The following is a 14,534-nucleotide window of genomic DNA, read 5'->3' as shown; positions in this document are numbered from 1 at the left end:
GTTAAACTCTTTCCCTATAAATAAACACACTACCCTTTATCGTTTGGATTGAGGGCCTCTGTCAACCGTTGATGCACTTCCTGCTGCAGCTCATTATTAAGCGCACGCCGGTCCGCGGTGGCGATTATGAATAAATCTTCTACTCGCTCGCCAATGGTTGTAATTCGGGCGCCATGAAGCGAAATTCCCAGATCGGCAAAAATTTGCCCGACCCGTGCCAGCAGTCCGGGCTGGTCGAGGGCGATCAGCTCGAGGAACGATTTTCGGTCGGTATGCGTCGGCAGGAAGGTCACTTCGGTATCGACGGTAAAATGACGCAATTTTGCCGGTTGACGACGCGGCTGCGGCGGCTGCCAGCTGCGCTGGGTGATCGCCTGCTCCAGCCCGAAGCGGATCGCTTCATGCCGATCGGATGACAGCGGGCTACCGTCCGGCTCCAGCACGATAAACGTATCCATCGCCATGCCGTCGCGGGTGGTGAAAATTTGCGCATCGTGGACGCTCAGGTTACGCCTGTCCAGTTCAGCGCAGACCGCGGCGAACAGGTATGGCCGGTCCGGGCTCCAGATGAAAATTTCCGTTCCGCCGCGCGTCGCCTGCGGGCTGAGCAAAATTAACGGCTTGCTCAGGTCATGCTGTAGCAGATGGCGGGCGTGCCAGGCCAGCTGGTTTGGGCTGTGGCGGACAAAATAGTTGGCGCGACAGCGCGACCAGATATGATGCAGCGCCGCTTCATCAATATTATCCATCCGCAGCAGCGCCAGCGCCTGAAGCTGATGATGGCGCACACGCTCGCGCATATCCGGCGTATTCTGCATTCCCCGACGCAGCTGTTTTTCCGTGGCGAAGTACAGTTCGCGCAGCAGGCTTTGCTTCCAGCTGTTCCACAGCGTTTCGTTGGTGGCGCAGATATCCGCCACCGTCAGGCAGACCAGAAAGCGCAGGCGGTGCTCGGTCTGTACCTCTTCGGCGAACTGCTTAATAACTTCCGGATCCTGAATATCGCGGCGCTGGGCGGTAACCGACATCAGCAGATGCTGACGCACCAGCCATGCGACCAGCTGTGTCTCCCGTGAGTTCAGCCCGTGCAGTTCGGCGAATTTGAGCACGTCCTGAGCGCCAAGCACCGAGTGGTCGCCGCCGCGTCCTTTGGCGATATCGTGGAACAGCGCGGCGATGAAGATCAGCTCCGGCTGGCGCAGGCGCGGCCAGAGATCCACGCACAGCGGGTGGCGCTGGCGCGTCTCTTCTCTGGCGAAGCTTTCCAGCTTCAGCATCACGCGAATGGTGTGTTCGTCCACCGTATAAGCGTGGAACAGGTCAAACTGCATCTGTCCGACAATGTGCGACCACTGCGGCATATAGGCCCACAGCACGCTGTGACGATGCATCGGCAGCAGCCCGCGGCTGATGGCGCCGGGGTGACGCAACATGCTGAGGAACAGCGAGCGCGCTTCCGGAATGTAGCACAGTGGCTGGTTCAGGTGGCGTCGGGCATGGCGCAGATGACGCAGGGTGGTGGAGTAGATCCCGGTGATCGCGCTGTTACGCACCATGGTGTAAAACATGCGCAGGATCGCTTCCGGTTCGCGGATAAACAGATCGTCGTGGCGCAGGTCGATCAGCGTGCCGCGCAGCTGGAAATCGTCGTCGATTGGGCGCGGCTTTTCGTCGGCGGGGAGGGCAAGGATCGCTTCGTCAAACAGCTGGAGCAGCATCTGGTTCAGCTCGCTGACCCGGCGCGTTACCCGGAAGTAATCCTTCATCATCCGCTCGACCGGTTCGTTGCCTTCGCCGCTGTAGTTAAGGCGTTGGGCGACGCTGAGCTGACGGTCAAACAGCAGGCGGTTATCGTAACGGCTTACCACCAGATGCAGCGCAAAGCGGATGCGCCAGAGAATGTGCAGACACTCATTCAGTTCGGCGCGCTCGGCCTGGGTTAAAAAGCCGAAGCCGACCATTTCATCGAGCGAAGTGGCGCCAAAATGGCGGCGGGCGACCCACTGTAGCGTGTGGATGTCGCGCAGGCCGCCAGGGCTGCTTTTGATGTCCGGCTCGAGGTTATAGCTGGTGCCGTGATAGCGCTGGTGGCGCTGGTTTTGTTCCTCCACTTTCGCGGCGTAAAACTTATCAGACGGCCAGAAGCCTTCGCTGAAAATGTGTTTTTGCAGTTCAAGGAACAGCGCCACGTCGCCAATCAGCAGCCGGGTTTCTATCAGGTTGGTGGCGACAGTCAGATCCGACAGCCCTTCCAGCAGACACTCTTCCAGGGTGCGCACGCTGTGCCCGACCTCCAGCCTGACGTCCCACAGCAGCGTCAGCAGTTCTCCCACTTTTTGCGCCTGCGCATCGGGTAGTTTTTTGCGGCTTAAGATCAGCAGATCGATGTCGGAAAGCGGGTGCAGTTCGCCGCGCCCGTAGCCGCCGACCGCCACCAGCGCCAGATCGGCAATCTGGCCGAACCCGGCCTCAATCCACAGGCGCTGCAACAGCTGGTCAATAAATTCGGTGCGGGCTTCAATAAGCTGCTCGGCGGAGACTCCGCCGTCAAAGGCGTCGCCCAGCCACTGCTGAAAAGTATCGATGTGGGATTTGATCCCGCTGATGGTGAGATCGTCGCGCGGCCAGGCGCCGGGGTTTTGCGGCTGGCCGGGAAGGGTGGGAAGTGCCGTATTCGCGTGCTGTTCAGGAAGTGTGTTCATTGTGCGCCACCCATTAAAAAGCCGGATAGCGGCGAAAGCGCCTTATCCGGCCCAGGGAATACTGCCATTTCCAGGCCTGACAAGCGACTACGCCATCAGGCAAAAAAGTTATTCGTCGTGCGTGATGATCGCCGGGATGGCGTCATCCTTGCGTAACGTCAGAATTTCGCAGCCGTTTTCAGTCACCACAATAGTATGCTCGTACTGCGCAGACAAGCTTCTGTCTTTGGTTTTTACCGTCCAGCCGTCCTTCATGGTGCGGATGCGGTAATCACCGGCGTTCAGCATCGGTTCAATGGTAAAAGTCATGCCCGGTTGCAACACCACGCCGCCGTCATCCGCGTCGTAATGCAGCACCTGCGGCTCCTCGTGGAAGCCGCGACCGATACCGTGTCCGCAGTACTCGCGCACGACGGAGAAACCTTCGCCTTCTGCATACTTCTGAATCGCCGCGCCCAGGGTGCGCAGACGGATGCCCGGTTTCACCATGCGCAGGGCCAGATACAGGCTCTCCTGGGTGACGCGGCACAGACGTTCGCCGAGAATGGTTGGTTTACCGACGATAAACATTTTCGAGGTGTCGCCGTGGTAATCGTCTTTGATCACCGTAACGTCGATGTTAACAATGTCGCCGTCTTTCAGCAGTTTGGCATCGTCCGGGATCCCGTGGCACACCACTTCGTTAATGGAGATGCAGACGGATTTCGGATAGCCGTGGTAGCCGAGGCAGGCGGAGATCGCGTGTTGTTCATTGACGATGTAGTCGTTACAAAGACGATCCAGTTCGCCGGTGCTGACGCCCGGTTTGATATACGGTTCGATCATCTCCAGCACTTCCGCGGCCAGACGGCCCGCGACGCGCATTTTTTCGATTTCTTCAGGGGTCTTGATTGAGATAGCCATGAATTCTGTCCATCAGCGTCGTTTATTTCGACAATAATTGTGTAAGTGCTGTCAATGGTATCAGTCGGGGGCAACACTGCCAAACTGAGAATCATTCTGAACTTCGCCTTTCGTGCCGCAGGGGCGTTGGCTGCCTTTTTTCACCCCGGCGACGTACGACATGTCAGCGCCGGGGGATGCAAAAAATTCGCAGCCTTCCTGTAACACGAAATTGATCGTTCAGTTCAGCGCAGAGCGCCAACAATTATTGGTGTCTGCGACGTATTTGTGGTATAAAGCGCGCCGGACTTCGGTTTCATTAAATATGCACGGAATGGAACTGAAGCGACATATCTCACATTGTGTAATTACACACACGTATCGGCACATATTCCGGGGTGCCCTTCGGGGTCGGTAATATGGGATACGTGGAGGCATAACCCCAACTTTTATATAGAGGTTTTAAACATGGCAACTGTTTCCATGCGCGACATGCTCAAGGCTGGTGTTCACTTCGGTCACCAGACCCGTTACTGGAACCCGAAAATGAAGCCGTTCATCTTCGGCGCGCGTAACAAAGTTCATATCATCAACCTTGAGAAAACTGTACCGATGTTCAACGAAGCGCTGGCTGAGCTGAACAAGATTGCTTCTCGTAAAGGTAAAATCCTTTTCGTTGGTACTAAGCGCGCTGCAAGCGAAGCGGTGAAAGAAGCTGCTAACAGCTGCGACCAGTTCTTCGTGAACCATCGCTGGCTGGGCGGTATGCTGACTAACTGGAAAACTGTTCGTCAGTCCATCAAACGTCTGAAAGACCTGGAAACTCAGTCTCAGGACGGTACTTTCGAAAAGCTGACCAAGAAAGAAGCGCTGATGCGTACGCGTGAGCTTGAGAAACTGGAAAACAGCCTGGGCGGTATCAAAGACATGGGCGGTCTGCCGGACGCTCTGTTCGTTATCGATGCCGACCACGAGCACATTGCTATCAAAGAAGCAAACAACCTGGGTATTCCGGTATTTGCTATCGTTGATACCAACTCCGATCCGGACGGCGTTGACTTCGTTATCCCGGGTAACGACGACGCAATCCGTGCTGTTAGCCTGTACCTGGGCGCTGTAGCTGCAACCGTTCGTGAAGGCCGTTCTCAGGATCTGGCTTCCCAGGCGGAAGAAAGCTTCGTAGAAGCTGAATAAGGAACGCTCGTTCGAGCCCCTTTTTGGACCAGGTAGTATCACGTTTGGTTAGGGGGCCTATCAATGGCCCCCTTTTTCACTTTTAAATCTGTGCGGTTTGACGCCGGGCAGATCAAACCTTCCGAGGATTTTAGAATGGCTGAAATTACCGCATCCCTGGTAAAAGAGCTGCGTGAGCGTACTGGCGCAGGCATGATGGATTGCAAAAAAGCGCTGACTGAAGCAAATGGCGACATCGAGCTGGCAATCGAAAACATGCGTAAGTCCGGTGCGATCAAAGCGGCGAAAAAAGCAGGCAACGTGGCCGCTGACGGCGTGATCAAAACCAAAATCGAAGGCAACACCGCGTTCATTCTGGAAGTTAACTGCCAGACTGACTTCGTTGCTAAAGACGGCGGTTTCCAGGCTTTCGCTGACAAAGTGCTGGACGCAGCGGTTGCTGGCAAAATCACTGACGTTGAAGTGCTGAAAGCGCAGTTCGAAGAAGAACGCGTTGCGCTGGTTGCAAAAATCGGTGAGAACATCAACATCCGTCGTATCGCTTCTCTGGAAGGCGACGTTCTGGGCAGCTACCAGCACGGCGCGCGTATCGGCGTTCTGGTTGCCGCGAAAGGCGCTGACGAAGAGCTGGTTAAGCAGCTGGCAATGCACGTTGCTGCAAGCAAGCCGGAATTCGTTAAGCCAGAAGATGTTTCTGCCGACGTGGTAGAGAAAGAGTACCAGGTACAGCTGGACATCGCCATGCAGTCTGGCAAGCCGAAAGAAATCGCAGAGAAAATGGTTGAAGGCCGCATGAAGAAATTCACCGGCGAAGTTTCTCTGACCGGCCAGCCTTTCGTTATGGACCCGAGCAAGTCTGTTGGTCAGCTGCTGAAAGAGCACAACGCTGACGTCACCGGCTTCATCCGTTTCGAAGTGGGCGAAGGCATCGAAAAAGTTGAGACTGACTTCGCAGCAGAAGTTGCTGCCATGTCCAAGCAGTCTTAATGATTGAAAAGGAGCCGCCTGAGGGCGGCTTCTTTTTGTCACCCGTCACGCAAAAATCAGTATGGCTCTTATTCCGCTGTGCTGAGAAGCGGCATATCATTGTCGCCAGATTTATCCCCCTTTTAAATTGTTGACAGTCTCAGGAAAGAAACATGGCTACCAATGCAAAACCCGTCTATAAACGTATTCTGCTTAAGTTGAGTGGCGAAGCTCTGCAGGGTTCGGAAGGCTTCGGTATTGACGCAAGCATACTGGACCGTATGGCTCAGGAAATCAAAGAACTGGTTGAACTGGGTATTCAGGTTGGCGTAGTGATTGGTGGCGGTAACCTGTTCCGTGGCGCGGGGCTGGCGAAGGCGGGAATGAATCGCGTTGTGGGCGACCACATGGGTATGCTGGCCACCGTGATGAACGGTCTGGCAATGCGCGATGCGCTTCACCGCGCCTATGTGAATGCCCGCCTGATGTCCGCTATTCCGCTTAACGGCGTCTGCGACAACTACAGCTGGGCGGAAGCGATCAGCCTGTTGCGCAACAATCGCGTGGTGATCCTCTCTGCGGGCACCGGCAACCCATTCTTTACCACCGACTCAGCCGCCTGCCTGCGCGGTATCGAAATTGAAGCCGACGTGGTGCTGAAAGCAACCAAGGTCGATGGCGTGTTTACGACCGATCCGGCAAAAGATCCTTCCGCCACCATGTACGAGCAGCTGACCTACAGCGAAGTGCTGGAAAAAGAGCTGAAAGTAATGGATCTGGCGGCGTTTACGCTGGCGCGTGACCACAAATTGCCGATTCGTGTTTTCAACATGAACAAGCCGGGCGCGCTGCGTCGCGTAGTGATGGGTGAGAAAGAAGGGACTTTAATTACCGAATAATTCCCGTGGTACACTGACTTTCAGGCTGCCTTTGCTTACCCAGGTCACTTACTTGAGTAAGCTGACGGGGATAAATGAGGGACATCCTTGTCCCTCGCCGAAGGTAGCCTGCGGCTGGTCAAATTTGTCGCTCAGCTGCCGCCTTGATACAACCTGAATGATTTTGTGTAGAATTCGCGGTAAGATTTTGCGTTCGTATCGCGGGATTACCCGTAATATTTTAATCAGGGCTATACTAAGCGCATTCCACTATGTGCAATTGTCTGGTCTGACTGAGACTAGTTTTCAAGGATTCGTAACGTGATTAGCGATATCAGAAAAGATGCTGAAGTACGCATGGACAAATGCGTTGAAGCATTCAAAACCCAAATCAGCAAAATTCGCACGGGTCGTGCTTCTCCCAGCCTGCTGGATGGCATTGTTGTGGAATATTACGGTACGCCAACGCCGCTGCCTCAGCTGGCAAGCGTAACGGTAGAAGATTCCCGTACCCTGAAAATCAACGTCTTTGACCGTTCGTTAAGCGCGGCCGTAGAGAAAGCGATTATGGCCTCCGATCTCGGTCTGAACCCGAGCTCTGCGGGTAGCGATATCCGCGTTCCGTTGCCGCCGCTGACCGAAGAACGTCGTAAAGATTTGACCAAAATCGTGCGTGGCGAAGCGGAACAGGCTCGCGTAGCCGTGCGTAACGTCCGCCGTGACGCGAACGATAAGGTTAAAGCGCTGCTGAAAGAAAAAGAAATCAGCGAAGATGACGATCGTCGTTCTCAGGACGATATCCAGAAACTGACCGATGCTGCGATCAAAAAAGTGGAAGCGGCGCTGGCAGATAAAGAAGCGGAACTGATGCAGTTCTGATTCGCCTGGACGATGAAAACGCCGCTCAGAGGATCCTCCGGATCGGCTGGCGGCGTTTTGCTTTTTTACCCTGTCTTATCCTGTCGTAATCTTATTCTGGACGTTTCATGAAGCATATAACCATTCTGGGCTCGACCGGATCGATTGGCTGCAGCACGCTCGATGTGGTGCGCCAGAATCCCGGCGACTATCGCGTGGTCGCGCTGGTCGCAGGCAAAAATGTCACCCGTATGGTGGAGCAGTGTCTGGAATTCTCTCCGCGCTATGCGGTGATGGATGATGAAGCCAGCGCGAAACTTCTGAAAAATACGCTGCAACAGCACGGTAGCCGCACCGATGTTCTCAGCGGTCAGCAGGCCGCCTGTGAGATGGCCGCGCTGGATGAAGTCGACCAGGTAATGGCCGCTATTGTCGGCGCCGCCGGGCTGTTACCGACGCTTGCCGCCATTCGTGCCGGAAAAACCATCCTGCTGGCGAACAAAGAGTCGCTGGTCACCTGTGGACGCCTGTTTATGGAGGCGGTGAAGCACAGCAAGGCCCGCCTGTTACCGGTGGACAGCGAGCATAACGCCATTTTTCAGAGTATGCCCCAACCCATTCAGCACAATCTGGGATACGCTGACCTGGAGCAGAATGGCGTAATGTCCGTTTTGCTTACCGGGTCTGGTGGCCCGTTCCGCGAGACGCCGCTGCGCGATCTGGCGTCGATGACGCCCGATCGGGCTTGTCGTCACCCGAACTGGTCGATGGGGCGTAAGATTTCCGTCGATTCTGCCACCATGATGAATAAAGGTCTGGAATACATTGAGGCGCGCTGGTTGTTTAACGCCAGCGCCAGCCAGATGGAAGTGCTGATTCATCCGCAGTCGGTGATCCACTCGATGGTGCGTTATCAGGACGGCAGCGTCCTGGCGCAACTCGGAGAACCGGATATGCGTACGCCTATCGCCCATACCATGGCCTGGCCGAATCGCGTGACCTCCGGCGTGAAGCCGCTTGATTTCTGCAAGCTGAGCGCGCTGACCTTTAGCGCGCCTGACTACCAGCGTTATCCGTGCCTGAAGCTGGCGATGGAGGCATTTGAGCAGGGGCAGGCGGCAACCACGGCGCTGAACGCGGCCAACGAAATTGTCGTGGCTGCGTTTCTGGCTGAAGACATTCGCTTTACCGATATCGCCGATCTCAATTTAGGCGTGCTGGAGCAGATGGAACTGCAGGAACCTCAGAGCGTGGACGATGTGCTGAGGGTCGACGCCATTGCGCGAGAAGTCGCCAGAAAACAAGTGATGCGACTCGCAAGCTGAGGATAATCCTGCGACAGAAGATCGTGCTATTTGTTAGCGTTGGGCTTCGGTGATATAGTCTGCGCCACCTGATCGCAGGTAGTTGGCTTTTTTCGGTCAGGCAAGCCGTGGTTTGACACGGCTTTTTTGTGTAAAGGCTTCAGTATTCCTGAGTACCGCTAAATCCTTTCAGGGACTAAAAACGCGTTATGTTGTCTGCAACTCAACCAGTAAGCGAAAATTTGCCAGCACATGGCTGCCGCCATGTCGCGATCATAATGGATGGCAATGGTCGCTGGGCGAAAAAGCAAGGGAAGATTCGGGCATTCGGGCATAAGGCCGGAGCGAAATCGGTCCGCCGCGCCGTCTCTTTTGCTGCCAATAATGGTATTGATGCGTTAACGCTGTATGCCTTTAGTAGTGAAAACTGGAACCGACCAGCGCAGGAAGTGAGCGCGTTAATGGAGCTGTTTGTGTGGGCGCTGGATAGCGAAGTGAAAAGCCTGCACCGCCATAACGTTCGCCTGCGCATTATTGGCGATACCAGTCGATTTAACTCGCGTTTGCAGGAACGTATTCGTAAATCTGAAGCGCTGACCGCCCGGAATACCGGGCTGACGCTGAATATTGCAGCGAATTACGGTGGACGCTGGGATATTGTTCAGGGAGTCAGAAAGCTGGCGGAACAGGTGCAGGAAGGTGTGCTGCGCCCCGATCAGATTGATGAAGAGATGCTTAATCAGCAGATCTGTATGCATGAGCTGGCTCCGGTGGATTTAGTAATAAGGACTGGGGGAGAACATCGAATAAGTAACTTTTTGCTTTGGCAAATCGCCTATGCCGAACTTTACTTTACAGATGTTCTCTGGCCCGATTTCGATGAACAAGACTTTGAAGGTGCGCTGCATGCCTTTGCTAATCGAGAGCGTCGTTTCGGCGGCACCGAGCCCGGTGATGACAAAGCCTGATGGGGGTCGCTTTTGCTGAAGTATCGCCTGATTTCTGCTTTTGTTTTAATACCTGTCGTCATTGCGGCGCTGTTTCTTCTGCCGCCGGTGGGATTCGCTATTGTTACGCTGTTTGTCTGTATGCTGGCGGCGTGGGAATGGGGGCAGTTAAGCGGTTTCGCCACTCGCACGCAGCGCGTATGGCTGGCGGTGCTGTGTGGACTGCTGCTGGCGCTGATGCTGTTTTTACTGCCGGAATACCATCATAATATCCGTCAGCCGCTGGTCGAGGTTTCGCTGTGGGCGTCGTTGGGCTGGTGGGGTGTTGCGCTATTACTGGTCTTTTTTTATCCCGGTTCGGCGGCGATATGGCGTAATTCGAAGACTTTGCGCATAATCTTCGGCGTGCTGACCATCGTTCCCTTCTTCTGGGGGATGCTGGCGCTACGCGCCTGGCACTATGACGACAATCATTACAGTGGCGCACTATGGCTGCTCTATGTCATGATCCTGGTCTGGGGCGCGGACTCCGGCGCGTATATGTTTGGCAAACTGTTTGGCAAACATAAGCTGGCGCCGAAAGTGTCGCCGGGGAAAACCTGGCAGGGCTTTTTTGGCGGACTCGCGACGGCGGCGGTAATCTCATGGGGTTACAGCATGTGGGCGAACCTGGATGTTGCGCCGGTGACTTTATTAATTTGCTCTATCGTAGCTGCGCTGGCCTCCGTGCTGGGCGATCTCACCGAGAGCATGTTTAAGCGTGAAGCAGGAATTAAAGACAGCGGTCATTTGATTCCAGGACACGGCGGTATTCTTGACCGTATTGATAGCCTGACGGCGGCAGTACCGGTCTTTGCGTGTCTGTTGTTACTGGTATTCAAAACGCTATAACGGAAGGTTTTATGCTGAGTATTCTCTGGAATCTGGCTGCATTCATCGTCGCACTGGGCGTGCTTATCACCGTGCATGAATTTGGTCATTTCTGGGTTGCCCGGCGCTGCGGTGTTCGCGTAGAGCGCTTTTCCATTGGCTTTGGTAAAGCGCTCTGGCGTCGTACAGACAGATCTGGAACTGAATACGTCATCGCCCTGATCCCGCTGGGCGGCTACGTCAAAATGCTGGATGAGCGTGCCGAACCGGTGATTCCGGAGCTGCGCCACCACGCTTTCAACAATAAAACCGTCGGCCAACGCGCGGCGATCATCGCAGCCGGCCCGGTTGCAAATTTCCTCTTTGCTATCTTTGCTTACTGGCTGGTGTTTATCATCGGCGTCCCCGGCGTGCGTCCGGTGGTTGGCGAAATAACGCCCAACTCAATAGCCGCTGAGGCGCAAATTACGCCGGGCACGGAACTTAAAGCGGTTGATGGTATCGAAACCCCTGACTGGGATGCTGTGCGTTTACAACTGGTCGCGAAAATCGGCGACGAACAGACTACTCTCAGCGTGGCGCCTTTCGGCAGCAACCAGCGGCAGGAGAAAACGCTGGATTTGCGCCACTGGGCATTTGAGCCTGACAAGGAAGATCCTGTATCTTCTTTAGGGATTCGACCGCGTGGTCCACAGATTGAACCGGTGCTGTCAGAAGTGCAGGCGCAGTCCGCCGCCAGTAAGGCGGGTTTGCAAGCTGGCGACAGGATCGTTAAAGTCGATGGTCAGCCGTTAACGAAATGGGTAAATTTCGTGACGCTGGTGCGCGATAATCCGGGTAAGCCATTAGCGCTGGAAATTGAAAGACAGGGGAGCGCCTTGTCTTTAACGTTAATTCCGGAGACGAAGCCGGGTAACGGGAAGGCAGAAGGTTTTGCCGGCGTTGTGCCGAAAATCATCCCTCTGCCGGATGAGTACAAGACAGTACGCCAGTATGGCCCGTTCAGCGCCATTGCACAGGCCACGGAAAAAACGTGGCAGTTGATGAAGCTGACGGTCAGTATGCTGGGAAAATTGATAACCGGTGATGTGAAACTGAACAACCTCAGTGGGCCGATTTCTATCGCTCAGGGGGCTGGGATGTCAGCGGAGTTCGGGGTGATTTATTATCTGATGTTCCTTGCGCTTATTAGCGTGAACCTCGGAATAATCAACCTGTTCCCGCTGCCCGTTCTTGACGGGGGTCATCTGCTGTTCCTGGCGATAGAAAAGCTTAAGGGCGGACCGGTATCCGAGCGGGTTCAAGACTTTAGTTATCGCATTGGCTCGATTTTGCTGGTGCTGTTAATGGGGCTTGCACTTTTCAATGATTTCTCTCGGTTGTAAGAGAGTTAGTTAGGAAGAACGCATAATAACGATGGCGATGAAAAAGTTGCTCATAGCGTCGCTGCTGTTCAGCAGCGCCACCGTATACGGTGCTGAAGGGTTCGTAGTGAAGGACATTCATTTCGAAGGCCTGCAGCGAGTCGCCGTTGGTGCGGCCCTCCTCAGTATGCCGGTGCGCACAGGCGACACGGTTAATGATGAAGATATCAGTAATACCATTCGCGCACTGTTTGCCACCGGCAACTTTGAGGATGTCCGTGTCCTTCGCGATGGCGATACCCTTCTGGTTCAGGTAAAAGAACGTCCGACCATTGCCAGCATTACTTTCTCCGGAAATAAATCGGTGAAAGATGACATGCTGAAGCAAAACCTCGAGGCGTCTGGTGTGCGTGTTGGCGAATCTCTGGATCGCACCACTATCGCCGACATCGAAAAGGGGCTGGAAGACTTTTACTACAGCGTGGGTAAATACAGCGCCAGCGTGAAGGCTGTAGTGACGCCGCTGCCGCGTAACCGTGTCGATCTTAAACTGGTGTTCCAGGAAGGCGTATCCGCGAAGATCCAGCAGATCAATATTGTCGGCAACCATGCTTTCAGCACCGACGAACTGATCTCTCACTTCCAGCTGCGTGATGAAGTGCCGTGGTGGAACGTGGTCGGCGATCGCAAATACCAGAAGCAAAAGCTGGCGGGCGACTTAGAGACCCTGCGTAGTTACTATCTGGATCGCGGCTATGCCCGTTTCAACATCGACTCCACTCAGGTCAGCCTGACGCCGGACAAGAAAGGCATCTACATCACCGTCAACGTGACCGAAGGCGATCAGTACACGCTTTCCGGCGTTCAGGTGAGCGGCAACCTGGCGGGGCACTCTGCCGAGATTGAGAGCCTGACCAAAATTGAACCGGGCGAGCTGTATAACGGCACCAAAGTGACCAAAATGGAAGATGATATTAAAAAGCTTCTGGGTCGCTATGGTTACGCCTACCCGCGCGTTCAGTCTCAGCCGGAAATTAACGACGCCGATAAAACCGTTAAGCTGCGCGTTAACGTCGACGCGGGCAATCGCTTCTACGTGCGTAAAATCCGCTTCGAAGGCAACGATACCTCCAAAGACTCCGTTCTGCGCCGTGAAATGCGTCAGATGGAAGGGGCATGGCTGGGCAGCGATCTGGTCGATCAGGGCAAAGAGCGTCTGAACCGTTTGGGTTACTTTGAAACCGTTGACACCGACACCCAGCGCGTACCGGGCAGTCCGGACCAGGTTGATGTGGTCTATAAGGTGAAAGAACGTAACACCGGCAGCTTCAACTTCGGCGTCGGCTACGGTACGGAAAGCGGCGTCAGCTTCCAGGCGGGCGTTCAGCAGGATAACTGGCTGGGTACCGGTTATGCCGTCGGCATTAACGGCACGAAAAACGATTACCAGACCTATAGCGAACTGTCGATCACCAACCCGTACTTCACCGTTGACGGCGTGAGTCTGGGCGGGCGCATATTCTATAACGACTTCCGTGCGGATGATGCGGATCTGTCCGACTATACCAACAAGAGTTACGGTACGGACGTGACGCTCGGCTTCCCGATCAACGAATACAACACGCTGCGCGCGGGTCTTGGTTACGTGCATAACAGGCTGTCCAACATGCAGCCGCAGCTGGCGATGTGGCGCTATCTGAACTCAATGGGTCAATACCCGGATCCGACCAACGACAGCAACAGCTTCACCGCGGATGATTTCACCTTCAACTACGGCTGGACCTACAACAAGCTGGACCGCGGCTTCTTCCCGACGGAAGGTACGCGTATCAACCTGAACGGTAAAGTGACCATTCCGGGCTCTGATAACGAATACTACAAAGCGACGCTGGATACCGCGACCTACGTGCCGATCGATGACGATCACAAGTGGGTGGTTCTTGGTCGTACCCGCTGGGGTTACGGTGATGGAATCGGCAGCAAAGAGATGCCGTTCTATGAAAACTTCTATGCGGGCGGCTCCAGCACCGTACGTGGTTTCCAGTCGAATACCATCGGTCCGAAGGCGGTCTATCTGCCAGCCTCCAGCCGTCATGACGGCGACGATGACTACGATAACGAATGCGCCAGCACCAATACGGCGCCGTGCCAGTCTGATGATGCCGTCGGCGGGAACGCGATGGCTGTCGCCAGCCTGGAATTCATCACCCCGACGCCGTTTATCAGCGATAAGTATGCGAACTCGGTCCGTACCTCCTTCTTCTGGGATATGGGGACCGTGTGGGATACCAACTGGGATTCCAGCGGTTATTCAGGCTACCCTGATTACAGCGATCCGAGCAATATCCGTATGTCCGCGGGTATCGCGTTGCAATGGATGTCCCCATTGGGGCCGTTGGTATTCTCCTACGCCCAGCCGTTTAAAAAGTACGATGGAGACAAAGCAGAACAGTTCCAGTTTAACATTGGTAAAACCTGGTAATTGTTCTTCACAAAGGAATGTAATGGTAGTGTAGCGATGACTTTAGGCGATCCTGCATGGGGTCGCCTGGCCACGCAAAGAACTGTG

The 14,534-nt window shown here is 54.7% G+C and carries 11 protein-coding genes; 9 read left to right on the top strand and 2 right to left on the bottom strand.

The genetic code is table 11. The features are described from left to right. Positions 1 to 29 precede the first annotated feature (29 nt). Complete coding sequence (gene glnD, locus K7R23_RS00230) at positions 30 to 2,702, bottom strand: bifunctional uridylyltransferase/uridylyl-removing protein GlnD (protein WP_012904551.1); 2,673 nt, start codon at positions 2,700 to 2,702, stop codon at positions 30 to 32. 108 nt (positions 2,703 to 2,810) lie between these two features. Further along, a complete protein-coding gene (map, locus tag K7R23_RS00225) occupies positions 2,811 to 3,605 on the bottom strand; it encodes a type I methionyl aminopeptidase (RefSeq protein WP_012904552.1) in 795 nt (264 codons plus the stop codon). A 447-nt stretch (positions 3,606 to 4,052) separates the two neighbouring features. Between map and rpsB the strand changes: the two genes are divergently transcribed. The 9 genes from rpsB (at position 4,053) to bamA (ending at position 14,447) form a co-directional block, all read left to right on the top strand. Continuing rightward, entirely contained in the window at positions 4,053 to 4,778 is a 726-nt protein-coding gene (rpsB, locus tag K7R23_RS00220; protein ID WP_012904553.1) for a 30S ribosomal protein S2, read from the top strand. Between the two features lie 135 nt (positions 4,779 to 4,913). Continuing rightward, on the top strand, positions 4,914 to 5,765 hold the full coding sequence (gene tsf, locus K7R23_RS00215) for a translation elongation factor Ts (RefSeq protein ID WP_012904554.1): 852 nt from the start codon (positions 4,914 to 4,916) through the stop codon (positions 5,763 to 5,765). A gap of 152 nt (positions 5,766 to 5,917) precedes the next feature. Beyond that, on the top strand, positions 5,918 to 6,643 hold the full coding sequence (gene pyrH, locus K7R23_RS00210; RefSeq protein ID WP_012904555.1) for a UMP kinase: 726 nt from the start codon (positions 5,918 to 5,920) through the stop codon (positions 6,641 to 6,643). Between the two features lie 300 nt (positions 6,644 to 6,943). After that, the gene (gene frr, locus K7R23_RS00205; protein ID WP_012904556.1) at positions 6,944 to 7,501 is read left to right on the top strand and encodes a ribosome recycling factor; all 558 of its coding nucleotides are present in this window, start codon (positions 6,944 to 6,946) and stop codon (positions 7,499 to 7,501) included. Positions 7,502 to 7,608: 107 nt separating this feature from the next. Further along, complete coding sequence (gene ispC / locus K7R23_RS00200; RefSeq protein ID WP_012904557.1) at positions 7,609 to 8,805, top strand: 1-deoxy-D-xylulose-5-phosphate reductoisomerase; 1,197 nt, start codon at positions 7,609 to 7,611, stop codon at positions 8,803 to 8,805. 188 nt (positions 8,806 to 8,993) lie between these two features. Further along, positions 8,994 to 9,752, top strand: a complete 759-nt coding sequence (gene ispU / locus K7R23_RS00195; RefSeq protein ID WP_012904558.1) for a (2E,6E)-farnesyl-diphosphate-specific ditrans,polycis-undecaprenyl-diphosphate synthase — start codon at positions 8,994 to 8,996, stop codon at positions 9,750 to 9,752. 12 nt (positions 9,753 to 9,764) lie between these two features. Further along, positions 9,765 to 10,622, top strand: coding sequence for a phosphatidate cytidylyltransferase (cdsA, locus tag K7R23_RS00190; protein ID WP_012904559.1), 858 nt, complete (start codon positions 9,765 to 9,767; stop codon positions 10,620 to 10,622). An 11-nt stretch (positions 10,623 to 10,633) separates the two neighbouring features. Continuing rightward, positions 10,634 to 11,986: a sigma E protease regulator RseP gene (rseP, locus tag K7R23_RS00185; protein ID WP_012904560.1), complete on the top strand. Its 1,353-nt coding sequence runs from the start codon at positions 10,634 to 10,636 to the stop codon at positions 11,984 to 11,986. 31 nt (positions 11,987 to 12,017) lie between these two features. Continuing rightward, on the top strand, positions 12,018 to 14,447 hold the full coding sequence (gene bamA / locus K7R23_RS00180) for an outer membrane protein assembly factor BamA (RefSeq protein WP_012904561.1): 2,430 nt from the start codon (positions 12,018 to 12,020) through the stop codon (positions 14,445 to 14,447). The last annotated feature ends 87 nt before the right edge of the window (positions 14,448 to 14,534 follow it).

Source organism: Citrobacter rodentium NBRC 105723 = DSM 16636, from assembly GCF_021278985.1.
Taxonomy (GTDB): Bacteria; Pseudomonadota; Gammaproteobacteria; order Enterobacterales; family Enterobacteriaceae; genus Citrobacter_A; species Citrobacter_A rodentium.
The sequence above is the reverse complement of the archived record's forward strand: the minus strand, read 5'-3'. Positions and strand labels throughout refer to the sequence as shown.